Below are 26,993 nucleotides of genomic sequence, written 5' to 3' on the forward strand. Positions count from 1 at the left end.
CGTTCGCCGGTGGATGATCGCTCCGGCTGTCCTGGGTCAGCAAGCGCGGATCATTGCGATTACGGGTAAGCTCAAGCCGGGCAAGACGGTGACGACCTACAAGTACAGCAAGGAGAACTACACGTATTCATACAATGTGCAGGATCTGGGTACGGGTAAAGAGAACCGTAAGTGGAATGACAAGATCTACTTCCTGCCCATCAACCGGGACGAGATCAACCGGAACAACAAGCTGGTGCAGAATCCGGGCTACTAGTAATAGCCTTTAAACCAACTCGAATACAAAAAATGCCAGTACCTTCGGGTGCTGGCATTTTTTAGTTTATTTTTATAGAATTTTGGGTTTCACTGCCTGCTCTTTCAGCACAAGCACCACCCGTGACTGTAACTTTTTGACCATGTCAATTCTTAAAAAGACGGATTTCGTGAAAACGATTACGTATTTACTTGCGCTCATCAGCCTTAATTCACTAACCGGGTGTAATCAGTCGAAGTCCAGTGAGAAGGCAACGAATAATAATGAGGGACCACCGCTGTTTACATCCCTGAGTCCCGAGCAAACCGGTATTACGTTTGCCAACAACCTGACCGAAGGTCTCAACACCAACGTGCTTATGTACGAGTACTTCTATAATGGGGGTGGTGTTGCGGTAGGTGACTTAAACGGCGATGGCCTTGAAGATATTTACTTTAGTGGCAACATGGTTCCCAACCAGTTGTATATCAATAAAGGAGGATTGAAGTTTTCGGACGTAACCGCTACCGCTGGGGTGGCCGGACGCGAAGGTCCCTGGCGAACGGGCGTTTCTATGGCTGATGTAAATGGCGATGGGAAGCTGGATATTTTCGTTTGCTACTCGGGAAGCTTACCCCCGCAAAAACGTATTCCCCAGCTATTTATCAACGAAGGGCCAGATGCCCAGGGAGTACCTCATTTCTCTGACCAGACCGCGCAGTACGGACTAGACAAGCCACAGCAAAGTACACAGGGCGCTTTTTTTGATTACGATCTTGATGGCGACCTAGACCTGTTTTTACTCAACCATAACCCCCGTTTACTCCCCATTCTCGACCCGGATGCAACGGCGGCTATCATGAAGCAGCCTAATCCTGAAATTGGCGTTCGATTATTTAAAAATACCGGCAATCGATTTGATGATATTACTGAAAAATCGGGCTTGAGTAGTTCGGTATTGACCTACGGTTTGGGTATTGGCGTATCGGATATTAATGGCGATGGCTGGCCCGATATGTACATCTCCAATGATTATGGCGTTCCCGATTATCTCTACATAAATAACCAGGGCGGTCGGGCTGGCGGTCCGGTGTTCACCAACCACTTAAAGACAAGCATTGGGCACACGTCCAACTTTTCGATGGGTAATGCCGTGGTTGATGTTAATAACGACTCTCGCCCGGACATATTCACCCTCGATATGCTGCCCGAAGACAACCGGCGCCAGAAATTATTGATGGCCCCAGACAATTACGAAAAATTTGACTTGAGTGTTCAGTCGGGGTTTCATTACCAGCATATGCGGAATATGCTACAGATCAACCAGGGGATAACCGATTCAAGACAGGGAGCACAAGGCCAGTCATCGGCAGCGGCTCCTTTATTCAGTGAAACAGGTCAGTTAGCCGGTATTTCCAATACGGACTGGAGCTGGTCGCCCTTGTTCGCTGATTATGATAATGACGGATGGAAAGACCTGTATATCACCAATGGTTACGTCCGGGACTATACGAATCTGGACTTCCTCAAATTCATGACGGACTACATGCAGAACCGTCCGGCGAACTTCCGTCGTGAGGATGTGCTCGAACTGGTTCACCGCATACCTTCGTCCAACGTAATGAATTATATGTTTCGGAACCGGGGCAGTGAACAGGGCGACGAGGTGACATTTGCCAATGTTGGTGCCGCCTGGGGGCTCACCCAAACCTCAAACAGTACGGGAGCTGCCTATGCCGATCTCGATAACGACGGTGATCTGGACCTGATTGTCAATAATACCAACCAACCGGCGTTCGTCTTTAAAAATGAAGCCAATACCCTTCGAAAACATCATTACCTGTCTATTCAGTTGACTGGCCGTCGAGGCAATACGCAGGGATTAGGGACCAAAGTGACGCTCTATCGAAAAGGACAACAGCAATTTCTGGAGCAGATGCCTACCAGTGGATATCAATCAAGTATGTCTCCCCGGTTGCATTTTGGCTTGGGAGCCGACCCGCTGATCGATTCCCTTCGGATTGTGTGGCCAACGGGTAAACAGCAGTTGCTCACCGGTGTTAAAGTGGATCAACTACTGAAACTGGGCGAGAAAGATGCGGTTGCCCCGAATAAAAAACCGGCACCTATGCCAGCCTTATTCCAGGAAGTAAAGTCGCCGGTAGCGTTTGCTGATCAAGCCCGGCGTATAAACGATTTCAAACGACAACCGCTCCTGGTAAATTCACAATCCTTCAATGGACCTTGTCTGATTAAAGCCGATGTCAATGGCGATGGTCGTGAGGATATTTACGCCGGAGGAAGCAACGGGCAGGCCGGTGCGCTATTTATTCAGCAGGCTTCCGGGCAATTCAGCCAACTGGCTCAACCGGCGTTTGAAGCGGATAAACTGTGCAACAATGCCGATGCGGCTTTCTTTGATGCTAACGCGGATGGTTTCCCCGATCTATACGTGTGCAGCGGTGGCTATGCCGATCTGGAGATTGGTAGCGACCTGCGCCTGCTGGATCGATTATACCTCAACGATGGCAAGGGCAAATTTACTAAAGTTCCAAATGCCCTCCCAGCCATGCAAACCAGCGCCGGTTGTGTGCGGGTAGCTGATGTTAACGCCGACGGGCGCCCTGATGTATTTGTTGGTGGCCGTGTAGTACCGGGCCGGTATCCTGAAATACCCCGGAGTTATTTGCTCATCAATGCCGGAAAAGGACCGGACGGCCAACCCAAATTTACAGACCAAACAGCTCAACTGGCTCCCATGCTCTCGACCATTGGTATGGTTACCGATGCTGCCTGGACAGACCTTAACGGCGACCGTAAACCAGAACTGGTGATCGTTGGTGAATGGATGCCCGTCACGGTGCTTGGGATAGAAAAGGGAGGCAGCTCCGTGCAGTTAGTCGACCAGACAAAAACGTACTTTGAAAAAGAATACCGGGGTTGGTGGAATAAACTGCTGGTCGATGATATCAATGGAGATGGTAAGCCCGATTTAATGATTGGTAATCAGGGTCTTAACACCCAATGCCGCGCGAGCGATAAAGAACCGGCAGAACTGATCTACAAGGATTTTGATAACAATGGTAAAATCGACCCCATCCTTTGTTTCTACATACAGGGAAAAAGCTACCCCCACGCTACCCGCGACGAGTTACTGGACCAGCTCGGGATGCTCCGTCACCGATTCACTACCTTCGACAGCTATTCGAACGCCACGCTAACCGACGTGTTTACGGAATCGGAATTATCAGGGGCAAATAAATTGATGGCTAATCAGCTAACGACCAGCATCTTTACTAGTAGTACGGGTGGTAAGCTGGTTGAAAAGACACTACCACTGGCGGCCCAGGCATCACCCATATTTGCCTTAACGACGTTAGATTTCAATCATGACGGCCGTAAAGACCTGTTGGTGTGCGGCAATACAACACAGGCCCGGTTGCGCTTTGGCCGTTCGGAAGCGAACGCCGGTTTACTGCTCGAAGGAGATGGAACGGGTGGTTTTCGCGTGGTTCCGCAACCTCGTTCCGGCTTTAAATTAGCTGGCGACGTGCGGAGTATCTTATCTGTTGACAGCGGTAAAACTTTTGTATTTGGAATCAGCCAGCAGGCTGTGCAGGCGTATAAAATGGCAGGTGCTAAGTAGAAATCTTGGCCCGATGTGATGCGTGTTTTTACTATTTTTGAAAACCGACTGGTGGGGAATGCTCTGCATTCTCCTGAACCGCCAACGGCCGGAGCCCTGGTACCGGATTCGGTATTTCGGGCCTTACGCCAGTTTGCTATTGACGATGAGCAGGCCGAGGGCTTGTTTACGTTTATTGTACAAAAAGGGAGTGAGTACATCCGTGTCCATAATTATGTTGGCCTACTGACCTTACCTGACGGAAGCTGCCTGGAGATTTTACCCAAAATAGAACAATTGTCCGATACCCGGCCATTGTTACTGTCCATGCTTCGGCACCTGCGAAATAGCCCGTTTAGAACGTTGCGAACGGCGCATAGCCGGGCGGTTAAAATTCCCCTGTGGGAAGTGTTCATTACCACTTTTCTGGATGCTGTAGAAGGGTTGGCCCAACAGGGTCTCCAACGGGCTTACGTATCGGTGCAGAGCAATGAACGTTTCTGGAAAGGTAAATTTCAGGCAACGCGTCAACAGCGGGAAAATGCCTGGCACGCCGAACGATTGGCAGTCGTTTACGATACTCTAACCGCCAACGTACCCCCAAACCGAATACTGAAAACGGCCCTGCATTACGTACATTTAAAAACGGCGGATCAGGCTAACAAACGACGAATTCATCATCTGCTGTCGGTGCTGAATGATGTGCCGGCTTCTGATGCCATCCGTTTAGATTTGCTGGCTGTTCGGCGTAGCAATCGCTTGTTCAGTCGGTATGAAATGGCAATCTGCTGGGCCGAGATGTTATTGGTGGGGCAGGGGCCGGGGGTGAAAAAGGGGCTGAAAGAAAGTATAGCGTTGCTTTTCCCTATGGAGCGGGTATTTGAAGATTACGTTGCCCACGGTCTTCGGATGTACTGGCCGAATGCAGACGAAATTAATGTACAGGAATCAGCCACTCATTTAGTCGATGAACACGTGGGCGCACCCCGGTTCAAACTCCGGCCAGATGTTGTTATTCGGCATCAGGACCGAACCTTTGTGATGGACACAAAGTGGAAGCAGGTTAACGGGCTTTCTCCGGATTCAACTTCAAAAACGGCGAGTTACGGGATTGAACAGGCAGATATGTATCAGGTGTATGCCTACGGGAAAAAGTATGCGGCTAACAATCTTTTTCTAATCTACCCGGCAAATCCAGCCTTCCGTGAACCCTTAGCGGTATTTGCCTACGATGCTACTACCCGTCTTCATGTTATACCCTTCGATGTGACCAATTCACTGGCAAATGAAGTAGAAAAATTAGCCCTGTACGCTTTGTCGTTTTAACTAGAACTACCACCATGCCCCTGATTTTAACCTTAATTGGTATTTTAACCCTTGTTCTTCTCGTCGCTTTTGTTCGTTTAGATACGTTTATTTCCTTTGTCATCGTGTCTCTTGGCATTGGCCTGGCGTCCGGTATGGACGTGGTTGCCGTTGGCAAATCGATTCAGGCCGGGATTGGCGGTACGCTTGGAGAACTGGTGCTGATTATTGGTTTTGGAGCAATGCTGGGCCGGTTGGTGGCCGAAAGCGGAGCCGCCCGGCGCATTACCGATGTGCTGATTGGCTGGTTTGGCATCAAAAACATTCGGTGGGGGCTGGCTTTGGCAGGCTTTGTAATTGGGATTCCACTGTTCTACAATGCGGGGTTCATTATCGTAGTTCCGCTCATTTTTACCATTGCCGCTTCGTCCCGTCTGCCGCTTATGTCCGTTGCTGTACCCATGCTGTCGGCGCTGTCCGTTGCGCATGGCTATCTGCCCCCGCATCCATCACCGTCAGCGGTAGCGGGTCAATTGAATGCTAACATCGGCCAAACCCTCATTTATGGAATAATCGTAGCCATTCCGGCTATTGTCATTGCCGGACCCCTGTTCGGGAAAACACTGGTTAACGTGAAGGCAACGCCAAACAGGGAGTTGTTCAACACCCGCGAAATACCCAAAGACAAGTTGCCCAGCGCAGGGATCAGCTTTTTCGTGGCGCTGTTGCCGGTTCTTTTGCTGACTACGTTCGGCCCGCTAAAAAATGCCTTGCCTGCCGAATCTCCCCTGAAAACAATTGTTACGCTGATGGCTGAGCCTTATATCGGTATGTTGCTGTCGGTGCTGGTGGCTATGTATACGTTAGGAATTCGGCAGGGGCTGAGCATGAAAGCCATCACGAAAGATCTGGAAGAAGCAGTTAAAGCAGTAGCACCTATATTATTGGTCATTGCCGGTGCGGGTGCACTGAAGCAGGTCTTTAGTGATAGTGGAACGAGTAAATACATTGGTAGCCTTCTGGCCGATGCTGCCATACCTCCGTTGCTGCTGGGTTGGGGTATTGCCGCATTTATTCGGGTTTGCGTGGGTTCGGCAACGGTCGCCGGTCTGACAACGGTTGGTATAATCTTACCACTGATTCAATCGCAGGCTATTAAACCCGAACTCATGGTACTGGCCATTGGCTCTGGAAGTCTCATGTTTTCTCACATAAATGATGGCGGCTTCTGGCTGTTTAAAGAGTACTTCAACCTGACCATTGGGCAAACTATCCGGACGTGGTCACTCATGGAGACAATCGTATCCATTGTGGGTCTGCTGGGCGTACTGGCGCTGAATCTTGTGGTATAAGTTTAATCTTTGTTCACATCAGGCCTTCTTTTGGCTGATGAACTGCGTGATAAAGTCGTCGAAGTGGCCGTCGACGCTGAACCCCAGTTGTAAGGCTCGGCTGTTGTCGATCACACCGGGCCAACTGCTCACAATGGCGTTTATGGCTGGGTCTGGTCGGAATTCCACTCGCGCCAGCGCTTCTTTACCCGTTATTCGTTCAAGTGATTCGAGCATTTCCTGAACGGTAACGCTAATACCGGGCAGGTTGACCGTTCGCCATCCACCAAAGTCACTCCCCGCCAGCTCGGTACTTTTAAGAATGTTCCTGATGATCGTGTCGGGGCTGGATAACCACAGAGCAAGCGCTGGCGACACTGGACAAATGGCCGGTTCGCCGTTAAGGGGTTCCCTGATTATACTGCTTACAAAAGAGGAAGCCGCCTGATTGGGGCGTCCGGGCCTGATGCAGACAGTTGGCAACCGCAATACCCGACCATCAACAAAGTTTTTGCGACTATAGTCATTGACCAGTAACTCGCCCATTGCTTTCTGCGCTCCGTACGATGAACGGGGTGTAATGACGGTCAAGTCGTCAACGAGGCTGGGTAAAGAGCCCCCGTAAACAGCCAGTGAGCTGGCAAATACAAATTGGATACCTGTTTGCTGTTGGCGGCAAGCCTCCAGCAGTTGGCGGGTCATGTCAAGGTTCACCTGCCAGCCAAGGTCAAACTCTTTTTCGGCATGGCTGCTCACGATAGCAGCAAGATGAAAAACTATACCGGTATCTGGGGTGATGAGTTTTTGAGCCTCACCCCGCTCAGAAAGGTCTGCCTGTCGACAACTTACCCGGTTATCGGTGCCAGGGTTTATGGGCATGATAATATCTACCAGCACTAACTCATCAAAGATGTAAGCGCTGGCCAGAAGTGCTTCTGCCAGCCGTTGTCCCAGAAAGCCCGCGCCCCCCGTTATTATGAGCTGCATATAAATGAGTTTTTATAAAGTAGATTTTAACTACGAAATACCTGCTGCTTAGAGTAGAGCTAGTTTTTATTGGTTTTTTACTCTAAGTGATAGTGAATTTTAGCGTAAACCAGCGTCCGATGCTTATACCTGTAAATCAACTCCTGAGCCTGCTGCCTCCCGATTACCCGGAGGATCTACTTGCGTCTATTCGCGACGAGTTTCGGAAGAGCGGCAAAACAATTGTTGTTTTTGACGATGATCCTACCGGCACGCAAACGTCTCAAGGGGTAACGGTTCTTATGTCGTGGCGTGTGGAGTTAGTAGCGGAGGAATTGAAAAAAAAGCCCTCAATACTGTTTATTCTTACTAACTCTCGCAGCCTGTCTGAGAAAGAAGCGGTGGCGCTCGCCGAAGAAATCGGAGCGAATGTGAAACTGGCTGTTCAGGAGAGTGGACAGGAAATTGTATTGGTCAGCCGAAGTGATTCAACGCTGAGAGGCCATTATCCTGCGGAAGTCGATGCGCTGGCTCAACTGATGGATATGGCCAATGCGGTCATTATTTTAGTGCCCGCGTTTGTTGAAGGAGGGCGTATTACGGTGAATGATGTCCATTATCTAGTGGAAAATCAGACTGCTATTCCTGTTTCTGAAACGCCCTTTGCTCAGGACATTGTTTTTGGTTATGAGCAAGCTAACCTTAGATTATGGATAGAGGAAAAGACAAAAGGCCGCATTCGTGCATCGGCAGTAAATGTTCTGTCAATTGAGAATATACGGGTTGGCGGGCCAGGGATAGTAAGTGAAAAACTAATGGCCTGCGGAGCCGGAACCGTTTGTATTGTGAATGCCGTTAGCTACCGCGACCTTGAGGTTGTTGTTATGGGACTGATGCTGGCTGAAAAATTGGGTAAACAGTTTCTTTGCCGAAGTTCGGCGACCCTCGTTCCCATCCGGGCTGGGATGGAAAGTGGCAAACCTGTTACATTCCCCAAAAAGAAGTCTGAGTTGGCAGCGGGTGCTCTGATCGTTGTTGGATCGCACGTGCCAAAAACGACTGGTCAACTCAACTGGCTTCTTAAAAACGGAGCGTATAAGACAATTGAAGTACCTGTTTCGAAAGTGCTGAAGTCCGCTAATTCAATGGCGTGGGCAATTGAGTTAAGCAGGAAAATAGATGAGTGGCTGTCTCAGGGGAATGCCGTGGTTGTTTACACCAGTCGAAAGTTGGAAGTAGGCGCAGATGATCGTAGCAATTTGGTTATCAATGCACGGGTATCTTCTTTTCTCGTCAGCCTGATGAAAGAACTAACGGTGAGGCCCAAATTTATCATTGCCAAAGGAGGCATTACGGCCAGTGATCTGGCAACAGATGGTCTTTCTGCCGAAAAAGCGTTTGTTCTGGGCGCTGTCATTCCGGGCGTTCCTGTCTGGCAGATGGATGCAAAGAGTAAATTTCCAGGCATCCGTTACGTTGTTTTTCCAGGGAACGTAGGAGACGAAATGGCACTCGAAACGGTATATGACAGAATGAGCTAAACCTTTGTTAAAGCCGGTTTTTCCTTAAAAGGAGGTGAAATGTGTTTTCACTACCCGCCACTAAAGATCACCTGATTACCGCGCTTTAACACGTACCCTTTCAAGCGGAGGAGAGTCAAATTGCCCTTTTTCCAAAAAAACTTACCTTCTTTACTGCTTCTGGCCAATAAAACGCCTGTTGCTGAACCGGGTATAAAAACCTCAGCTTGTTTCGTGTCTTTGCTGAAAATTACGGTTGCATTGGAGGTGAACGAGCCGGTCGGGCTGACTTCTTTCAACTGAATGGTCTGCTCAAAAACCCGAATACAATCGTTTTTGAGGACTGAAAAAGTGTAGCCCGCCGACCTGATGCAACCGTGAGCATCTTTATCACCCCCATTGGTTGATTGTTTGCGGGTTTGCCCAACTGTGAGCGTGCCGCATGTCAGGAGGAGGATACATAGTAAGGATTTAGTAACCATGCGTATACGTAGGTTTATTGTGCAATTCTATTTATTACAGACTACCGAACATGCCCCGGCTCGATTAAAAGCTGAGCATGTTCATTAGCCCGGTCAAAAACGGTGCTCTTAAAAACTAAGCAGCCTAAGCTGTCTGGTCGTCGATGTCGGCATCAAGGGCGTTATTCTTGACAGATGTAATGCCGTTTTCTCTTGACGCTTCACTTTCGTATAATTCGCTTGAGCCAATAATTTGTCCATTGCTGGCTTTCAGATTGAAATAAGGCTTACCGTTCGACGAGATTTTTCGATCGTATTTTGCATCATCCTGCGAATTGGATTTAACTGATTCAATCCCATTCAGACAACCTGATTTGGATGAATAACCCTCGCTGGTCAATATGATTTGTCCATTGCCCGCTTTCAGACAAAACTGAAATTCTCCATTTGTTCTGGTAGTAATCACGAATTTGCTCATTGGTGGCTATATTTAGATTAAGCGTTAAATTCTGTTTTGTAAAAGTTGGGTTGTTTTTCATCAATAAACAGCAGTACCAATAGCTCATTTTTAATTGCTTGAACCTGGTAAAGAGCTTGATGAATCAGCCTTTAGTATATAAAAGAAGTAATGGTGTTTATTTATACTCGTCTAAATAATTTTGACACTTAATCCAATCAGTTGTTGATTTTAAGTACCACACCAGTTTATTGGTAAGAGTAGCAGATAGCCTGTTTTCTTTATTGAGTGGTAACAAAATATTGTATAACATTTAAAAGGGTTAGCAGGTAGATGCCTGCTAACCCTTTTAAATCAAGTGAAAGATTAAATTATAGTTAAAATCGATCCAGAAAGAAACGCATCTGTTGTCGATAAAACTGTGCTAACTAGAACCAAGCCTATAGCCTGTAAGACCCAGGCAAAGTAGAAGCAACCTGTCTAGTTGTTGGCATATGGACATAAAAGATTCACCTTGATTGCCGCGACGAATGGGCCTGAATTGTTTGATGGATTCAGACGTCATCTCTATCCATTTGCCTTTAATTTTAAAGATAATAAGCTGCCTTTTTTTGGTAAAAATTCACTAATTTTTTCAGTTGGCTATGTACCCTAAATTAATTAATTGTAAATAAATATGCTTTGATAATTATTTATTAGATGGCAGCATTAGTCTGAAAATACTAGCTACTTCGCTAGGAATTGGTCAAATAAAGACTTGTAAAGATTTGATTGCTAGTACGTTATATTGGAACTAGTGTTTGTTCGGTAAGTCATTACAGAGATTCTCCCTTACTAACTAACAAGTGTAAGCGAAAGTCAATCTATATTGCTACTTTAATAATTCTCTTTAATACTATTGTGCTCTTCTGAGAAAAAGAGCTGTTTAATAAATAAATTATCTTAGTAGAATAAAATGATCGTTTTTTGTAAACTTGAATTCTAAGATTATTAATTTAATAATAAACTTAAAATCGGATTGTATTATACTTTAAATAAATAAAAAAATTTTAATAAACGCGAAGAATTATGCTCGTACGATAATTTTATGGTATAAATATGAACCATTATTTTTTTGTCCAACAGATAATGAGTAATATGGTAGTTATGAATAGTAATACTATGGTATAGATGTAGTAATTTACTAGTAGTTATTCACCATATCACTCCAAAAATAACTATGAGTTAAGTTAAGGTAAATGATTAGTAACAAATAGTATTAATGGACAGAATTCCACTGGTGCCCCCAACTATCCACCCTATAAAGGAACCTATCGACCGGCCACTTTGGTCGGTTATGATCCCGGCTTATAACTGCGCTACCTTCCTGAAAGAAACGCTGTTATCCGTATTGGCGCAAGATCCTGGTGCTGACCAGATGCAGATCGAAGTGATTGATGATGCCAGTACCGATGCCGATGTTGAAGCCCTCGTAGCGACCATTGGTAAAGGAAGGGTATCCTATTATCGGCAGTCACAAAACGTAGGTAGCCTGCGTAATTTCGAAACTTGTATCAACCGCTCAAAAGGCCATTTGATACACCTACTCCATGGCGATGACCGCGTGAGGCCCGGCTTCTACGCTAAAATGAGTGAGTTGTTTACGGCGTACCCAACCATAGGAGCGGCTGCCTGCCGATACGCTTATATCGATGTATGGGGTAACGACCGGCAATGCAGCGAACCGGAACGGCCGGACGATGGTCTATTAGACAATTGGCTGATCCGCATCGCACAGCAAGACCGGCTTCAATACGTATCGATGGTTGTGAAACGCTCCGTTTACGAACATGTAGGGTCTTTCTACGGCGTTACTTATGGCGAAGACTGGGAGATGTGGGTGCGTATCGCCCGGTACTATTCGACTGCCTATACGCCCGAAGTACTCGCCGAATACCGTGGACGTCCTGAATCGATCAGCGACCAAAAGATGGCAACGGGTCATGCCCTTAGAGATTTACGTTCTGTTATACACGTTATTCAGAATTATCTGCCTGCTGAATATAAGAAAGCCGTTTTACGACACAGTAAAGTCGTTTATGTTCGGTTCGGTATGTACGGTGCTTTCAACGCCTGGAAAATATCCGGTAATGCGGACTATATTCTAAGTACAATTCGGGAAGCATTCAGACTGGATTCGGGCCCATCATTTTATCGAATCTTCACTAAAGTTTTTTTAAAAATAATTTGGTATAATTGTACGATACAAAAATCAAAGAGTATAAACATTCCAGCTGGTTCAGTTTATCTTCCGGATACCAAAACGACGGAGTAGTAGATATAGTTACTATAATTTATATAGATAAAGCAGTATGAGCCATACATATAAGTTAATAACGGTACAGACATTATGGATACAAAAGAGAAGCAATCCGATTGGGATTGGCAATTAACGAGCAACACTAGCTGGTGGCAACTGGACCTACGCGAGGTTTGGTCTTATCGAAATCTATTAGCCCGACTGGTAAGACGCGATTTTCTTCTTAGCTATCAGCAAACGCTGCTTGGGCCTCTCTGGACTTTGTTGCAGCCTCTGCTTACGGTGTTTACGTACGTTCTGGTTTTTAGTAAACTGGTAGGTATCTCAACGGGAACCGTTCCACCTGTTTTATTTTATTTGACAGGAACCATACTGTGGGGACTCTTTAATGATGTGTTTACCGGAACCTCAACAACCTTTACAACGAATGCTGACTTGTTTAGTAAAGTGTATTTTCCCCGGCTGGTTATGCCTTTTGCATTTGTCAGTGCTCAACTCCTGCGGCTTCTCGTTCAACTGGCCTTGCTGGCTGCATTCTTAATTTTTTACTCCTTTCGGACAGATGTAACCATACACATGAATGCATGGGCACTTGCTCTTCCGGGAATACTAATCGTAGTCGCCATATTAGGCCTTGCCGGAGGGCTGATTTTCTCGGTTATAACGGCTAAATACCGTGATTTGATGAACGTTGTGCCTATTCTGATGCGTATATTGATGTACGTGACGCCGGTTATCTACCCAATGAATATCATACCGGTTAAAGTCCGTTGGATTCTGGCAATAAACCCAATGACACCTATGTTCGAGCTATTTCGATATGGCTTGCTGGGAGAGGGGAGTTTTACGAGTGCCCAGTTAGTGTATAGTCTGGTTTGTACCGCTGGATGTCTGTTAGTTGGGTTATTTCTCTTTAACAAGCAAAAGGATGCCTTAATGGATATTCTTTAAAAACGCATTCATGGCCAAGCTCGCAATTCAAGTTGATAACATATCAAAACTGTATCAGTTAGGAACAATTGGTACAGGTTCATTCAAGAGAGACCTGCACCGTTGGTGGTCGACATCCGTTCGCAAAAAGGACGATCCATTCGATCTCAACTCGACAGTTGAAAATGAAGCACAAGCGTCGCATATCTGGGCACTGCGTCAGGTAAATCTAGACGTGGCAGAAGGAGACGTATGGGGTATTGTGGGCGGGAATGGCTCCGGAAAGTCTACCTTGCTCAAAGTTATTTCACGGATCATTCGGCCTACTCATGGCACCGTTCGCGGAAGAGGCCGATTAAGCAGTATGCTGGAAGTGGGCACAGGATTTCACCAGGACCTGTCGGGACGTGAGAACATCTACCTCAGCGGCTATGTGCTGGGAATGAAGCGTCATGAAATTCGGCGACGCTTTGATGAAATCGTCGAGTTCTCAGGCATCGGTCAATTTGTGGATACCCCTGTCAAGCGTTATTCATCGGGTATGTATGTTCGTCTGGCATTTGCCGTTGCCGCACACCTGGATTCCGACATTCTGATTGTGGATGAAGTGCTGGCGGTAGGGGACGCTGAATTTCAGAAAAAATGCCTGAGCAAAATGCAGGAGTTTACCCGTACTGAAGGGCGCACTATTCTTTTTGTTAGTCACAATATGCAGGCCGTCAGTCAATTATGCAAGCATATCCTCTGGTTGAAAAAAGGCCAGATGGTAGCGAGTGGGCCTATACAAACAATTTTAAATCAATACAGTAACCAGTCGCAGATCAATCAACTGAGTCAAGCCTGGGAAACGCCCCAGGAGGCTCCCGGAAATCACTGGATCCGGTTGAAGTCAATTGAGCTGATTCCTCAAAAGGAAACGGAAGATTCTTTGGTAGATGTACGCACACCGTTAACATTACAGTTTAAGTTTTGGGTTTGTCAGGACCAACTACGTTTGTTAGTTGGATTCCAGTTGATGGATCAAACGGGCGAATGCGTTTTTGATATAATGACTCCCTTTACCGATTGCAAGCGGGGATTAGTGGAGGCAACCTGCGAAATTCCCGGCAACTTCTTGAATGATGGATCTTACTCCATTTCGCTGATTGCCTACCGGAACTCGTGGGAAGATTACTTCGATTACACAAACTGCCTGTCGTTCGAAGTGGAAGATTTTCGGGGCGAAGGAATGAACTTCACCGGTAAATGGTGGGGGAGTGTTCGACCCAAATTTCCGTTGACGCTGGTGCATAAGCCCGAGAATCAGCCCCTTAGCCTTTCTTTATGAAGCCATCATTTGAGTATCAGATAAAACATATTCAACTTGCCGAATCCACTACGCTACCCGCTGTTTCAACAAATGAAACGGGCTGGTATCTGGTATTCTGGTGGCGGCAAATACCCATCGGGCATTTATTCGTTGAACCAGGGGAAGTCATCACACCAGCTGAGTTAGCGGAAAAATGCTGGCGGGCTATCCAACCCACCCTGCAGGTTTATGGGACGTCGGTAAAGCTGCCCGACCTGACAGCGTTATCTACAACTACCCGGCCAGCGGATTTGCAGGACGTACTGTCGACCACGTTAAGTACGTTTGATGTTGAAACGCTGCCGAACGAAGTGCCCATTTCGGTGGTCATTTGCACGCGAAACCGGGCTCCCGATTTAAAAATCGCCCTTCAGGCGTTAAAAGATCTACCGTGTAAACCTGCTGAAATTGTCGTTGTCGATAATGCACCCACCGATAACAGCACCGCACAGGTCGTCGCACAGTTCCCGGATGTGATCTATTGTCATGAACCCCGGCCAGGGCTCGACATTGCCCGGAACTCAGGCATCCGGATGGCCACTCTGCCCGTAATGGCTTATGTAGATGATGACGTACAGGTACATGCGCACTGGGCTTATCATATCTGGAAAACCTTCCAGGATACTAACATTGCCGCCATGACGGGGCTGGTAATTGCGGCCGAACTTGATACCGAAGCGCAACTCATTTTTGAAAAACACTGGAGTTTCAATCGGGGCTATATTGATAAGCAGTACGATGCTGCGTATTTTAATCGGACTCTGTTTGGCGGACCGCCGGTCTGGGAAATAGGTGCCGGGGCAAACATGGCATTCCGGCGCGACTTATTCGAGAAAATAGGGTACTTCGATGAACGGCTCGATGTGGGTGCTGCTGGCTGTAACGGCGACTCGGAAATGTGGTTTCGCGTATTGACAAATAACTACGCGGTACACTATAACCCAAGAGCGGTTGTCTTTCACAAGCATAGGCAACAACTGCCTGCCCTGAAAAAACAGCTGTTCAGCTATATGCGCGGGCATACCGCAGCCGCCTTGATTCAGCAGAGCTACCACCCACAGGCGGGCTATCGCCGACATGTGTTTAAAAGTTTACCACTTTACTATCTACACTACATTAAAGATGGGTTTCCTGCTTATGCCTTCCGGCACCAAACCATTGGCATGGAAATAAGAGGGGCTTTGTCCGGTGTGCTTTTTTACCTAAGAAATCGAAATAGGCCTTCTCAACCACAGGTGTAAACGTATGGACTTCCAATATTATAGAGTTCGTATCCAGCGGGCAGGACAGCGTTTATATAATAAGGTAAAAGAGCCTCGGCCGTTAGTTACCGTTGTCATCACGTGCTATAATCACGGAAATTTTCTTCCAGATGCCATTGATAGTGTTTATCAGCAAATGTGGAGTCCGGTAAGCCAACTGGCGAAAATGGACAACCCCATTGAAATAATCGTCGTAGATGATGGCTCATCGGATAACACCCGCGAAGTGGCAGGTCGGTACAGTAAGGTACGGTATATCTATCAGGAAAATCAGGGTCTGTCTGCGGCTCGCAATACCGGTATTTTACAAAGCCGGGGCGATTATCTGATTTTTCTGGATGCCGATGACTGGTTATACCCTAACTGCGTTGACATCGGTCTTACGTTGCTGCATACGAATCCCGAGGCTGCCTTTGTGTCGGGCGGTCATGATAAAGTAACGATAGACAAGCAATTGATTTCGTCTGAATCCCGATTTGTGGGAGGAGATCATTACCTTTTGTTACTGGAAAGCAATTACATTGGGATGCATGCAACCGTCATGTATCGGCGTACCGTTCTGGATGAATACAAATTTGATACATCTCTGAGAGCCTGTGAGGACTACGACATGTATTTACGAATAGCCCGTAACTACCCGGTGCTTCACCATACCCATAAAGTGGCGGCTTACCGCATACTTCCCAAAAGTATGTCGTCAAATAATACAACGATGCTTACGGCTGTGCTGAGTGTACTGCAGCGGCAAAAGCCCATGCTGAAAGATGAACCGGAGCAGCAGGCTTACTTACGTGGACAGCAAATCTGGACCGATTATTACCAGGCACAGAATGCCCGCTCTACCCAGTCTTCCTAGCTGGCGCATCGTATAGTGAATAAAATTTCTTTTTAACCATCATAAAACGGCAAGCTTATCAAAACGTTTATCAAGAAAAAAGCCCCCGCTTTTGCTTTGCGCTGGTTAAAGCAATTAGGACTATATACAACATATGCCCCACGAGTTGGGCAGATTCGGTTTGGCGATCTTAACCGGACAACCCCTTTCAGCACTGAATTTGGCTATGATCGGGGAGGTCCCGTTGACCGTTATTACATCGAAAAATTTTTACAGGAGCAGGCAGGTAGCATAAAAGGCAGGGTGCTTGAAATCGGTGACAATGAATACACCCTCCGGTTCGGCGGCCAGCAGGTTACCAAAAGTGACGTCCTGCACATCCATAGTAATAATCCGATAGCAACTATTATTGGCGACTTAAGCGATGCTTCGCATATACCCGACAATAGTTTCGATTGTATTGTACTGACGCAAACGCTGCATTTGATTTATGAAGCAAAAGCCGCGCTGAGAACCTGCGAACGCATTCTGAAACCGGGTGGAATATTGTTACTCACATCGCCCGGAATTTCGCAAGTCGCCAGTGATGAGTGGCAGAGTATCTGGTTCTGGTCGTTTACGGCCACATCCATGCGCCGGATGCTGGGCGAAGTTTTTCCGCCTGCAAACGTGGAGATTGAGCAATACGGAAATGTGTTCGTAGCCACGAGCTTCCTCTATGGTGTGGGCGTATCCGAAATAAGTAAAGCACAATTGGAGGCAAAAGATCCCAATTATCCGGTAATCATCACAGTCAAGGCCGTTAAACCGACTATCTCTTGATAAGGACGTTCTGGAATAAACTCATTAATCGAAAGCCGGAAAGCAAAGCGCTCATCCTGATGTATCATCGGGTCGACACTTTGTCATGCGACCCTTGGCAACTGGCGGTTAGCCCTGACGTTTTTGAGCAGCAACTAGCGGTCATTAGTCAGCACTGGCGGCCTATCTCACTGGCAAAATTAAGACAGGATGTAGCCAGACGGTCGGTTGAGGATCGAAGCGTTGTCTTGACTTTTGATGATGGGTACATTGACAATTTTATACATGCCAAACCCTTGCTGGAAAAGTATAAGGTGCCAGCTACTTTTTTTATTGCTACCCAGCATTGTGAAAGCCAGGCTCCGTTCTGGTGGGATGAGTTACAGACCATTCTTGTTGATGCGCCAAAGCTGCCTGAGCTTTTGCAGGTCAAGATTGGCGATGAACTCATTAGGGCTGATCTAAGCAACGAGGCAATACTGACACCAATTCTCCGGGAGAAACAAAAAGAATGGGCTGCCTGTGTACATACACCCACTGAACGGTGCCGTATATACGAGCAGATCTGGCAGCGGTTAAAAACCATGTCAGCTCAGGAGCAACAGGTACAGATGGCCCGATTGAGAGAATGGGCAGGATTGCCGCAAACCAGTCCTGCTCAACTACGCTGTATGACACCAGATCACCTGCATCAGTTAGTATCAAATCCCTTATTCACGATTGGGTCGCATACCATGAATCATCCGGCACTGGGTGAGCGGCCAGCCGATGAGCAGTCCGTCGAGATTAAGGGTGGGAATCAATACCTCAGCGAGCTGATGGGCAAGTCCATTGAGTTGTTTGCTTATCCGTACGGCAACTACAACGAAATGAGTGTTTCACTAGTCAGTGCGACTGGCCTGTCGACCGCCGTTACAACCGAAGAAGGGGTTATTACAAACCAATCCAACCCGTTGAGAATGAATCGCTACCAGGTATGCGATTGGGATAGACAAACGATTGAAAAGAAGCTCGTTTCCTGGTACTCACACTAGTGGGGAGAGTTAAAAAATAAACCGTAACTACATACTTACTTAATGTTACGATCATTATTCGCCACGCTGGTCAGGAATAATGAAGTGACTAAACTAGTTTTGACATGGATCGCATTCCGCAACATCCACCCGTAATACTTCCATTACCAGAAGAAATAAACCGGCCACTTTGGTCGGTCATGATACCTGTCTATAATTGTTCCGAGTACCTACGCGAAACGCTGGTATCTGTATTGGCGCAGGACCCCGGTGCTGATCAGATGCAGATCGAAGTAGTTGACGATGCCAGCACCGATGCCGATGTTGAAGCGCTGGTGAACAGCATTGGAAAAGGACGAGTCCTCTACTACCGGCAGCCACAAAATGTAGGGAGTCTGCGTAACTTCGAAACCTGTATCAACCGCGCTAAAGGGCAGCTGGTGCATCTGTTACACGGAGATGATCGAACCCGGCTGGGTTTTTATCAAAAAATGGATAAACTCTTTTCAGATTTTCCCGAAATTGGAGCTGCCTTCAGCCGGTTCATACACATCGACGACAAGGGAAATGCCCTATCGGAAGACCCCCCTTTGATGGATTACGACGGTATTCTTCCGGACTGGCTGTTTAGGATTGCCAAACAACAACGTCTTCAATACGCCTGTAAAGTTGTGAAGCGTTCGGTGTACGAAAAGCTGGGTTCGTTCTATGGAGTTACATACGGTGAAGACTGGGAAATGTGGGTGCGTATTGCCAAGCATTACCCGGTTGCCTATACACCGGAGGTCTTAGCCGAATACCGCGTTCATAATGATTCAATTTCAAGTGCTAAAACACTCACCGGGCAAACGGTTCGTGATTTAAAATTTCTTTCTAAAGCAATAAGTGAGCATTTACCAGCCCCGGTGAGAAAGAAAGTTTCGCGCGAATCAACACGTATCTGGGCTCGTTACGAGTTGGGCAAGGCAAGTGCGTTATGGGATCGTACCCATAATTATAAACAGGTAGAAAACTACATTATAGGTATTCTGGATTTACACACTGATGTTGGCGTTTTATTACGAGTGGGTAAACTTTACGCAAAAATGGCTATCCAAACAGTCGTGCCTCCTTCGAAAGCATCTAACTCGCGTCCAATAGGTCACTAGTTTGTAATAAGGTTAAAATAGATTTTATTTTTGCTATCTATCCAAGTTTCTTATTATCAAATGCTTAGCTTCTTTTCTTGGGTAGTAAACGGTAATTCTGAAACGAAAAAATCATCCACATCAATGTCAAACTTCCGGGCAAAAAAGTAATTTTCTGATCTTTTCTGAATCAGTTTAGAAAGGTCATCTCTGGAAAATGTTGTAGGGGAGGGCGTATTTTTTTTCGACCAGTAGGCGTAAGTAATAGAATGCTTTATTGGATTGTTTTTTAAAACATCGGGCAAGTTCATTAGCAGCGTATGAAAGAAAACTTCATCGGGCGAATGCATGAATTTGTACATATTTAAATTCGCCGGATTATTTCGGGTATGTTCCAGAATTGCTTCGGCGGTGGACCGGGTAAGAGCCCACCACTGGCTACCCGCAAAGTTTTTTGAGAAAAATGACGTTCTGGAATGCCTGAACTCTTTCAGAAATTTCAGTTCATCGTAATTTTTTTCTATTAGACAGAATATAATAAATTTCAGTATTCGCTTCAGTTCACATACGTATGCCCTAAATGACGAAATAGGGTTTATACTAACGGCTAATCTCGGTCTAAAGTGAATGGTATAAGCTATAAATCTTCTTTTCGTTTCTTCCAGGCCCAGGAAATTCTCGACTTCAAAGATATCAATAAAGTTTACGTTCTGATTGTCAGATAAGTATTTGGTAATTTCATTGTTTGATGCAAGTGGCATACATGCGCCGGACAAAAGAATTAAATGGCCATTTTTATTCAATTTCAAGGCATAATCCATCATGATCAATGTAGCCTCTACAATTGAAATATTGCCCCAAATACACGAAACTCGTTCAACAATAAAATGAACATTCTCTTGTTGAATGATTGCTTTGAAATCGGTAATATTCGTGTCTTTATCTACATGGATTATAAATATTGAATTTGGATCATTTAATTTATTAATTAGAATTTGTAGTTGAGAAGGCCTGTGATGAGCCAGGATGAGATATAATTTATGATGCATTACCTTACAATGGCAAAATGGCTTAAGCTGTGTGTGAATATGTTTATTGTTCTACAATAGTAATGAACTAATTGTTAAAATTAGATTAAAATTCATATAATTAAACATGTGTAAAGTTAAGCTATTATTGTTCTTTTAGCTTTAGGTCTTACTTATTAGTTTGTTGTATCTATTGTCCAACTGACAAAATATATTAAATGGTACATAAAAGTTAATTAACTAGACAAGCTATGTGTTTATGAGTAATGGTGAATGCCTGACTACTTTAGTATGTATGAAGACTACCATTAAATCTCTGCTTTTCTTATTTACCATGGGCCTGCTGGCCATGAATGTGGCTAAGCCCACTCGTGTTGTTTTCTTTGGCGACTCCATTACTCAGGCGGGCGTAAATCCAGGCGGCTACATTGACCTGCTCCGGAAAATGGTACCTGCTGAACAGTTCGAACTTATTGGCGCGGGTATTGGTGGCAATAAAATCTACGACCTCTTTTTGCGAATGGATGACGATGTCCTCGCGAAACAACCTGATGTGGTGGTCGTTTGGGTGGGTGTCAATGATGTTTGGCACAAAGCTTCCTATGGTACCGGTACAGACCCCGATAAGTTTGTGAAGTTCTATGAAGCGGTCGTGAAAAAGCTAAAGGCAGCCAACGCACGCGTTATCTTATGTACGCCGGCCGCCATTGGTGAAAAAACCGACTTCAGTAACCAACAGGATGGTGACCTGAATCAGTATAGTCAGTTAATCCGCGATCTGGCCAAACGTCAAAACCTGCCTCTGGTCGATTTACGGAAAGCATTCCTCGACTATAATCTCAAAAACAACCCTGAAAACAAAGAGAAAGGAATCCTAACAACTGACCGGGTGCATCTGAATGAAGCCGGAAACAAGCTTGTAGCTGAGCAAATGCAGAAAGTACTGATGAGTGCTGCCAAATAAACAACCTCGGGCCGTCCACTTATAGAATCCTGTCAACATGACTCTGATCAACCCATTCTGGAATGTGCTGGTGCTGGTGCTGTTTGTAATGGTAACGGCCAGGGCGCAACCGAACCCAGTACGTATCAACGAGCCCATTCCCGGCCACCCGAGACTGCTTTTGCTCAACGGTGAAGAGGATGCGTTAAAGCGCACCATCAGTGCTGACAAAACCTGGGAAAAGCTCCATCAGGCAATTTTGGCGGAATGTGATCAGCTGGTTGGTGTTGAGCCGTTAAAGCGAATTCAGATTGGACGACGGTTGCTCGATAAGTCGAGGGAGGCACTGCGCCGGATTTTTTACCTGTCGTACGCCTGGCGAATGACGCACCAGCAAAAGTACCTGCAGCGTGCTGAAACCGAGTTATTGACGATTGCGGCCTTCTCCGACTGGAATCCGTCGCATTTTCTGGACGTGGCCGAAATGACAATGGCCGTTTCAATTGGCTATGACTGGCTGTACAACGACTTGTCTGGTCAATCCCGGGCGGCAATTAAAGAGGCAATTCTAAAGAAAGGCATTGAACCTTCAATGGATTCAAAGTACAACAGCTGGCTCAAAAGTAGTAATAACTGGAACCAGGTGTGCAATGCCGGTATTACATATGGAGCCATAGCCGTATATGAAGATCAGCCGGAAGAGTCGAAGGCGTTGATTAGCCGGGCTGTTTCGTCGGTTGTGTTACCCATGGGCGATTATAAACCCGATGGAGCATACCCTGAAGGATACAGCTACTGGGGGTATGGAACAAGCTTCAACGTGATGCTCATTAGTGCTCTCGACAAGCTCTTCGGAAACGACTTCGGACTGTCTGCCCAACCCGGATTCCTGAAAACGGCGGGTTACCTGGAAAACATGACCGGCCCATCGGGTAATGCCTATAATTATTCCGACTCAGGCCTGAGTGGCGAATTACAGCCCGCTATGTTCTGGTTTGCCAAAAAACAGAATAATCCCCCGCTGCTGTGGGTCGAAGGTAGCCGATTGATGAACAGTGACCCCAAAAAGCACCTTCGGGATCGGCTTCTGCCTGCCGCATTGCTGTGGAGCAATGGTGTGAAAATAGGCCGGATGAGCGCACCTAAAGAAACCATGTGGGTAGGGGCAGGTAAAACGCCGGTTGCGCTCATGCGTACGTCCTGGTCCGATCCGGCAGCCATTTTTGTGGGCATGAAAGGCGGCAGCCCCGCAACGAGCCATGCACACATGGATGTAGGTTCTTTCGTGATGGAGGCCGATGGCATTCGTTGGGCATCTGATTTTGGTATGCAGGAATACGAATCGCTGGAGTCTAAAGGGGTTGATTTGTGGAATATGCGGCAGAATTCACAACGCTGGCAGATTCTGCGTTATAACAACTTCGCTCATAACACCTTGAGCATCAATGATGAGCTTCAGGCCGTCGACGGCAAAGCACCGCTCACCGCCCACTCATCGTCCCCTAACTTCTTGAGTGCACAGGTTGACTTATCCAGTTTGTATAAACAATCGGTAGCCAAAGCGAATCGGGGTATCGCCATTGTGGATAAAGCCTATGTAGTGGTTCAGGATGAAATTGAAACAGCGCCTGCGGAGGCCACGGTACGCTGGACACTCCTCACGTCGGCCACGGTAAAACTAACCGGTGCGAATCGGGCTGAACTGACGAAAGAGGGCAAGGTGCTCACAATTCAGGTTATGGAGCCCGCTCAGATTGACTTTAAAACCTGGCCCACAACTCCCAGTCACGATTTTGATGCGCCAAACCCGGGAACGACACTCCTTGGGTTTGAGGTTAAACTCCCCGCCAATACCAAATCAGTTGTCCAGGTTACGCTCACACCGGGTTCGTCGACCGGTCAGAAAAAGCAACCTGCGAAACCACTAACCCAGTGGCCACGCTAGGTAGAAGATAGTTCAGAAAAGGCTTCAGCATGGGTATAGTCAAGACGACTATACCCATTTTCTTTTAATCCATTAAACTTATTAACTCTAGTTAAGAAAATGATTTCGTGCAACCGTAACCGCAAACGCTTGTGGGAACGGTTGCACGAAAAAAAGGACTATATGTTATGAGTATAGTCGGTTTAATTTGAACTATATGGAGAAATAGGCTCAAATTGGCTTTGTTATTGAACAAGTATGTCTTCAACAATCCTGAACGATAGCGGTACGCGATTAAAAATTCAGTAGTCATGAATACTATATTTTTAAGTCACGCAAATGATCAAGGAACTGCACTAACGTTAGTGCACCACTAGTTCGGAAGTAAGACAGTGTTTTTAACAACGTTCATTTTAGTCATCTTTTCAACTTTCATGCTCAAATAATTATGCAACAAATTTATCTTTTCCGAAGGGCGTCGCTTATCTGGCTCTTCGTTCTACAAATGGTTGTTCGTTTATCCGTGTCCGCTGGGACAGCGGATCAACCGGTATCCGGAAAAATTACCGACGAAAAGGGCGAAGCACTGCCCGGCGTTAGTGTCGTCATTAAAGGCACAACGCGTGGTACGACCACAGATGCAACCGGACAGTTTAAGATTAGTGTCCCGAGCGGTAAGTCGGTTTTGATTATCAGTTTCGTAGGTTATACCCACCAGGAGGTCGATGTTAATAACCGGTCGGTCATCAACGTTCAGATGCAGAATGATGATAAAGCGCTGGAAGAAGTTGTCGTGGTTGGTTATGGTACGCAGAAGAAGGTAAATTTAACCGGGGCGGTGTCGACAGTAGATTCTAAATCACTTCAATACCGCCCAACGACCAACCTGGCCAATGCCTTACAGGGGGTGACGCCCGGACTTACCATTACTCGTCAGAGCGGGCAACCAGGTAATGAATCCATCCGGCTTCAGATTCGGGGTGTCACATCGGCTAATGGTAACGTCGACCCACTGGTTATTCTGGATGGGGTTAGTGTTCCCATTTCTACCATGACCACGCTGAATCCCAACGACATTGAGAGTATCAGCGTGCTCAAAGATGCTGCTGCAGCCGCTATTTATGGGGCTCAGGCAGCGGGCGGTGTCGTGCTGGTTACGACTAAGAAAGGTAAGTCGGGCAGAGTGACCTTCGATTATCTGGCACAATATGGTACTGACTGGTCAATCAATGTGCCAGGTCGTATGAGTTTGCTGGAGGAAGCTCAATTCTCTAACCTGGCCCGTGCCAATTCGGGGAGTGCACCGGAGTACACCGAGGAAGATTTGCAGCGTATACGCAACAACGTTCCTTACGTAGTTAATCCGGCCGATACGGGAACATATCTGTACTATAACCAGCAGTCATTAACAGATCAGTTGCTGCGGAAGTATACCGCCATGAAAACCCACAACTTTACGGCACGTGGTGGTAGTGATAAGGTGAATTTCCTGCTATCGGCCGGTTATTACGAGAAACAGGGCGTGTTTAAAGTGGGTCCGGATAATATGAAGCGGTATAACGTCCGGCTTAACCTGGGGGCTCAGCTTACCAAACACATCTCACTCGACACCCGTTTGTCTTATTCGCTGGAACAGGTCAGACAATCGTCTACCGATGCTAACGGAAGTGGGTTACTGTATCAGGTATACCGACTTCGAACCCGAACGCCCTTCTTTACGCCCGAAGGACGATACAACGGGGCCGGTTCGGCGGCTACGGCCTACGGTTTACTCGAATCGGGTGGATATAACAACCAGAATAAACGCCAGTTCGATGGCGTCGTAACCCTCCAGGCGGCCAATTTTGTAAAAGGGCTTACGTTGCGCAGTGTAGCCGGGGTTCAGTATCGCCCATCAAACCGTCAGCAATTTTTCCGTACTGTACCGCTCTGGGGCAAGTCCCGGATTTTGAGTTATGCCAATAACCCCAACTCCTATCAGGTAACAAATGAACTGGTTCGAAATACAAACCTCCAGTTTCTGGCGACCTACGAATATAAGCTAGGGGAAAAGCATAATTTCTCGATACTGGGCGGTTACCAGTGGGAGGATTATCGCGAAGAAGGGGTTGCGACGGCTTCGTCGAACCTGGTCAGCAACGATTTGCCAACACTCAATCTGGGCGATGACCGTACTAAAAGTAACAGTGAATACGTACGCGCTCGGGCATTCCAGTCGGTGTTTGGGCGGTTCAACTACAATTATGATGGCAAATACCTGATTGAGGCTACGCTGCGTCAGGATGAAAGTTCGAAACTGGCATCGGGTTTACGCACCAAGATATTTCCATCGGCATCGGCTGGCTGGAACCTCCAGCGAGAAAACTGGTTCGCTAAAGCCTTGCCTTTATTCACGGAATTCAAATTACGGGCCTCTTGGGGTCGCTTGGGTGGGGCTTTAGGGGACAACATCGGCAACTACGATTACCTGAGCCAGCTGAGTCGTGGCTCGGCACTGGTACTGGGCGATGCCCGGACTTCGTACATCTTTCAGGGGTCAATTCCGTCGGCTGCTTTATCGTGGGAAACCATCGAAACCAGTGATGTTGGGCTTGACCTGGGCTTGTTACAGAACCGGCTCCAGTTTACCGCTGATTACTACGTGAAGTTTAACCGGAATATGCTCACTCCGCTACAACTGCCCGGAACCATCGGTATTGGTACGCCAAGACAGAACAATGGTGAGTTGAAGTCGTGGGGTTGGGAAACGGAAATCAAATACCGTGACCGGATCGGTAAAGATTTCACATACTCGATAGCCACCAACCTGTCGGATAACTTCAACAAGCTGATGAGTTACGTTGGACGAACGGTCGTGGGTGCCGGTACGAACAATCTGATCGAAGGCTATCCGATCAATACGATCTGGGGTTATCAGACTGCAGGCTACTTCCAGTCGGCAGATGAAGTAAAAGGCTGGGCGTTTCAGGACAACCGGACCGGTGCCGGAGATATTAAGTACGTTGATTTAAATGGCGACAGTAGAATCAACGTTGGAAAAGGCTCAATTGCCGATCATGGTGATCTGGTGCTTTTAGGCACAACGCAGCCACGACTTCAGTTCGGTTTCACGTTAGGGGCTCAGTGGAAAGGGTTCGACCTCACCATCTTTATGCAGGGTGTGGGCAAACGCAGTTATCGGCCTAATACGGAGTCGATTGCCCCCTTGCTCGTTACCTGGAAACAGGCGCTGGCCATTCATAACGATTACTGGACACCCGAAAACCCCAATGCGCTCTACCCACGGCCTTATGTTGGGGCAACACACAACTATTTGTCATCCGACAAATGGGTGCTGAACGCCAGTTACGTTCGGATGAAGAATCTGCAATTCGGTTACACCCTGCCGAACACGTTAACGGAGAAAATTCGGATCACACAGGCTCGTTTTTTCTTCTCCGGACAGGACTTGTTTACCGTGTCCGGACTGAAAGCATTCCAGGGGTATTACGATCCTGAAATGCGTGATGGTGTCGAGAATGATTACCCATTCTTTGCCACCGCTTCGGTGGGGCTGAACGTCTCCTTTTAATGAACCGACTCA

The 26,993-nt window shown here is 46.8% G+C and carries 20 protein-coding genes; 16 read left to right on the plus strand and 4 right to left on the minus strand.

Annotation, left to right across the window (positions count from 1 at the left end; genetic code table 11):
• The 4 genes from ACYVJM_RS00005 to ACYVJM_RS00020 all read left to right on the plus strand — a co-directional run.
• Positions 1-256 (plus strand): RagB/SusD family nutrient uptake outer membrane protein (locus ACYVJM_RS00005; protein WP_461146151.1); only part of this gene is annotated, 256 nt, incomplete at its 5' end.
• A gap of 142 nt (positions 257-398) precedes the next feature.
• Positions 399-3,881, plus strand: coding sequence for a VCBS repeat-containing protein (locus ACYVJM_RS00010; RefSeq protein ID WP_461146152.1), 3,483 nt, complete (start codon positions 399-401; stop codon positions 3,879-3,881).
• 18 nt (positions 3,882-3,899) lie between these two features.
• A complete protein-coding gene (locus ACYVJM_RS00015; RefSeq protein ID WP_461146153.1) occupies positions 3,900-5,186 on the plus strand; it encodes an McrC family protein in 1,287 nt (428 codons plus the stop codon).
• Between the two features lie 14 nt (positions 5,187-5,200).
• On the plus strand, positions 5,201-6,517 hold the full coding sequence (locus ACYVJM_RS00020; protein ID WP_461146154.1) for a gluconate:H+ symporter: 1,317 nt from the start codon (positions 5,201-5,203) through the stop codon (positions 6,515-6,517).
• Between the two features lie 18 nt (positions 6,518-6,535).
• Here the strand turns inward: ACYVJM_RS00020 and denD are convergent, their stop codons facing one another.
• Complete coding sequence (denD, locus tag ACYVJM_RS00025) at positions 6,536-7,483, minus strand: D-erythronate dehydrogenase (protein ID WP_461146155.1); 948 nt, start codon at positions 7,481-7,483, stop codon at positions 6,536-6,538.
• 119 nt (positions 7,484-7,602) lie between these two features.
• Here denD and ACYVJM_RS00030 point away from each other — a divergent pair, with 119 nt between their 5' ends.
• Positions 7,603-9,003, plus strand: a complete 1,401-nt coding sequence (locus ACYVJM_RS00030) for a four-carbon acid sugar kinase family protein (protein ID WP_461146156.1) — start codon at positions 7,603-7,605, stop codon at positions 9,001-9,003.
• A 50-nt stretch (positions 9,004-9,053) separates the two neighbouring features.
• Here ACYVJM_RS00030 and ACYVJM_RS00035 read toward each other — a convergent pair whose 3' ends face one another.
• Positions 9,054-9,464: a hypothetical protein gene (locus ACYVJM_RS00035; RefSeq protein WP_461146157.1), complete on the minus strand. Its 411-nt coding sequence runs from the start codon at positions 9,462-9,464 to the stop codon at positions 9,054-9,056.
• A 124-nt stretch (positions 9,465-9,588) separates the two neighbouring features.
• Complete coding sequence (locus tag ACYVJM_RS00040) at positions 9,589-9,921, minus strand: YegP family protein (RefSeq protein WP_461146158.1); 333 nt, start codon at positions 9,919-9,921, stop codon at positions 9,589-9,591.
• 1,240 nt (positions 9,922-11,161) lie between these two features.
• On the opposite strand from ACYVJM_RS00040, the gene ACYVJM_RS00045 reads away from it, so the two are divergent.
• The 8 genes from ACYVJM_RS00045 to ACYVJM_RS00080 all read left to right on the plus strand — a co-directional run bounded on the left by ACYVJM_RS00045 (position 11,162) and on the right by ACYVJM_RS00080 (position 19,536).
• Positions 11,162-12,214: a glycosyltransferase family 2 protein gene (locus tag ACYVJM_RS00045; protein WP_461146159.1), complete on the plus strand. Its 1,053-nt coding sequence runs from the start codon at positions 11,162-11,164 to the stop codon at positions 12,212-12,214.
• A 75-nt stretch (positions 12,215-12,289) separates the two neighbouring features.
• Positions 12,290-13,150, plus strand: coding sequence for an ABC transporter permease (locus tag ACYVJM_RS00050; protein ID WP_461146160.1), 861 nt, complete (start codon positions 12,290-12,292; stop codon positions 13,148-13,150).
• 10 nt (positions 13,151-13,160) lie between these two features.
• The gene (locus tag ACYVJM_RS00055) at positions 13,161-14,456 is read left to right on the plus strand and encodes an ABC transporter ATP-binding protein (protein ID WP_461146161.1); all 1,296 of its coding nucleotides are present in this window, start codon (positions 13,161-13,163) and stop codon (positions 14,454-14,456) included.
• Positions 14,453-15,718, plus strand: coding sequence for a glycosyltransferase family 2 protein (locus ACYVJM_RS00060; protein WP_461146162.1), 1,266 nt, complete (start codon positions 14,453-14,455; stop codon positions 15,716-15,718). Before ACYVJM_RS00055 ends, ACYVJM_RS00060 begins: the two co-directional genes overlap by 4 nt.
• A 4-nt stretch (positions 15,719-15,722) precedes the next feature.
• Positions 15,723-16,595, plus strand: coding sequence for a glycosyltransferase family 2 protein (locus tag ACYVJM_RS00065; protein WP_461146163.1), 873 nt, complete (start codon positions 15,723-15,725; stop codon positions 16,593-16,595).
• 96 nt (positions 16,596-16,691) lie between these two features.
• Positions 16,692-17,396, plus strand: a complete 705-nt coding sequence (locus ACYVJM_RS00070; protein WP_461146164.1) for a class I SAM-dependent methyltransferase — start codon at positions 16,692-16,694, stop codon at positions 17,394-17,396.
• The gene (locus ACYVJM_RS00075) at positions 17,393-18,409 is read left to right on the plus strand and encodes a polysaccharide deacetylase family protein (RefSeq protein WP_461146165.1); all 1,017 of its coding nucleotides are present in this window, start codon (positions 17,393-17,395) and stop codon (positions 18,407-18,409) included. Before ACYVJM_RS00070 ends, ACYVJM_RS00075 begins: the two co-directional genes overlap by 4 nt.
• Positions 18,410-18,513: 104 nt before the next feature.
• Positions 18,514-19,536, plus strand: a complete 1,023-nt coding sequence (locus ACYVJM_RS00080; RefSeq protein WP_461146166.1) for a glycosyltransferase family 2 protein — start codon at positions 18,514-18,516, stop codon at positions 19,534-19,536.
• Between the two features lie 56 nt (positions 19,537-19,592).
• Here the strand turns inward: ACYVJM_RS00080 and ACYVJM_RS00085 are convergent, their stop codons facing one another.
• Complete coding sequence (locus ACYVJM_RS00085; protein WP_461146167.1) at positions 19,593-20,564, minus strand: beta-1,6-N-acetylglucosaminyltransferase; 972 nt, start codon at positions 20,562-20,564, stop codon at positions 19,593-19,595.
• A gap of 274 nt (positions 20,565-20,838) precedes the next feature.
• Here ACYVJM_RS00085 and ACYVJM_RS00090 point away from each other — a divergent pair, with 274 nt between their 5' ends.
• The 3 genes from ACYVJM_RS00090 to ACYVJM_RS00100 all read left to right on the plus strand — a co-directional run bounded on the left by ACYVJM_RS00090 (position 20,839) and on the right by ACYVJM_RS00100 (position 26,981).
• A complete protein-coding gene (locus ACYVJM_RS00090) occupies positions 20,839-21,507 on the plus strand; it encodes an SGNH/GDSL hydrolase family protein (protein WP_461146168.1) in 669 nt (222 codons plus the stop codon).
• Positions 21,508-21,544: 37 nt separating this feature from the next.
• The gene (locus tag ACYVJM_RS00095) at positions 21,545-23,431 is read left to right on the plus strand and encodes a heparinase II/III domain-containing protein (protein WP_461146169.1); all 1,887 of its coding nucleotides are present in this window, start codon (positions 21,545-21,547) and stop codon (positions 23,429-23,431) included.
• Positions 23,432-23,858: 427 nt separating this feature from the next.
• Positions 23,859-26,981 (plus strand): SusC/RagA family TonB-linked outer membrane protein, encoded by a 3,123-nt coding sequence (locus ACYVJM_RS00100; protein WP_461146170.1) that lies wholly within the window; start codon positions 23,859-23,861, stop codon positions 26,979-26,981.
• Positions 26,982-26,993 lie beyond the last annotated feature (12 nt).

The organism is Spirosoma pulveris (assembly GCF_054781875.1).

What these genes read in the sequence shown, in the direction of transcription:
- ACYVJM_RS00010 (WP_461146152.1), top strand. Translation starts at nt 399, where the DNA reads ATGTCAATTCTTAAAAAGACGGATTTCGTGAAAACGATTACGTATTTA.
- ACYVJM_RS00015 (WP_461146153.1), top strand. Translation starts at nt 3,900, where the DNA reads ATGCGTGTTTTTACTATTTTTGAAAACCGACTGGTGGGGAATGCTCTG.
- ACYVJM_RS00020 (WP_461146154.1), top strand. Translation starts at nt 5,201, where the DNA reads ATGCCCCTGATTTTAACCTTAATTGGTATTTTAACCCTTGTTCTTCTC.
- denD (WP_461146155.1), bottom strand. Translation starts at nt 7,483, where the DNA reads ATGCAGCTCATAATAACGGGGGGCGCGGGCTTTCTGGGACAACGGCTG.
- ACYVJM_RS00030 (WP_461146156.1), top strand. Translation starts at nt 7,603, where the DNA reads ATGCTTATACCTGTAAATCAACTCCTGAGCCTGCTGCCTCCCGATTAC.
- ACYVJM_RS00035 (WP_461146157.1), bottom strand. Translation starts at nt 9,464, where the DNA reads ATGGTTACTAAATCCTTACTATGTATCCTCCTCCTGACATGCGGCACG.
- ACYVJM_RS00040 (WP_461146158.1), bottom strand. Translation starts at nt 9,921, where the DNA reads ATGAGCAAATTCGTGATTACTACCAGAACAAATGGAGAATTTCAGTTT.
- ACYVJM_RS00045 (WP_461146159.1), top strand. Translation starts at nt 11,162, where the DNA reads ATGGACAGAATTCCACTGGTGCCCCCAACTATCCACCCTATAAAGGAA.
- ACYVJM_RS00050 (WP_461146160.1), top strand. Translation starts at nt 12,290, where the DNA reads ATGGATACAAAAGAGAAGCAATCCGATTGGGATTGGCAATTAACGAGC.
- ACYVJM_RS00055 (WP_461146161.1), top strand. Translation starts at nt 13,161, where the DNA reads ATGGCCAAGCTCGCAATTCAAGTTGATAACATATCAAAACTGTATCAG.
- ACYVJM_RS00060 (WP_461146162.1), top strand. Translation starts at nt 14,453, where the DNA reads ATGAAGCCATCATTTGAGTATCAGATAAAACATATTCAACTTGCCGAA.
- ACYVJM_RS00065 (WP_461146163.1), top strand. Translation starts at nt 15,723, where the DNA reads ATGGACTTCCAATATTATAGAGTTCGTATCCAGCGGGCAGGACAGCGT.
- ACYVJM_RS00080 (WP_461146166.1), top strand. Translation starts at nt 18,514, where the DNA reads ATGGATCGCATTCCGCAACATCCACCCGTAATACTTCCATTACCAGAA.
- ACYVJM_RS00085 (WP_461146167.1), bottom strand. Translation starts at nt 20,564, where the DNA reads ATGCATCATAAATTATATCTCATCCTGGCTCATCACAGGCCTTCTCAA.
- ACYVJM_RS00090 (WP_461146168.1), top strand. Translation starts at nt 20,839, where the DNA reads ATGAAGACTACCATTAAATCTCTGCTTTTCTTATTTACCATGGGCCTG.
- ACYVJM_RS00095 (WP_461146169.1), top strand. Translation starts at nt 21,545, where the DNA reads ATGACTCTGATCAACCCATTCTGGAATGTGCTGGTGCTGGTGCTGTTT.
- ACYVJM_RS00100 (WP_461146170.1), top strand. Translation starts at nt 23,859, where the DNA reads ATGCAACAAATTTATCTTTTCCGAAGGGCGTCGCTTATCTGGCTCTTC.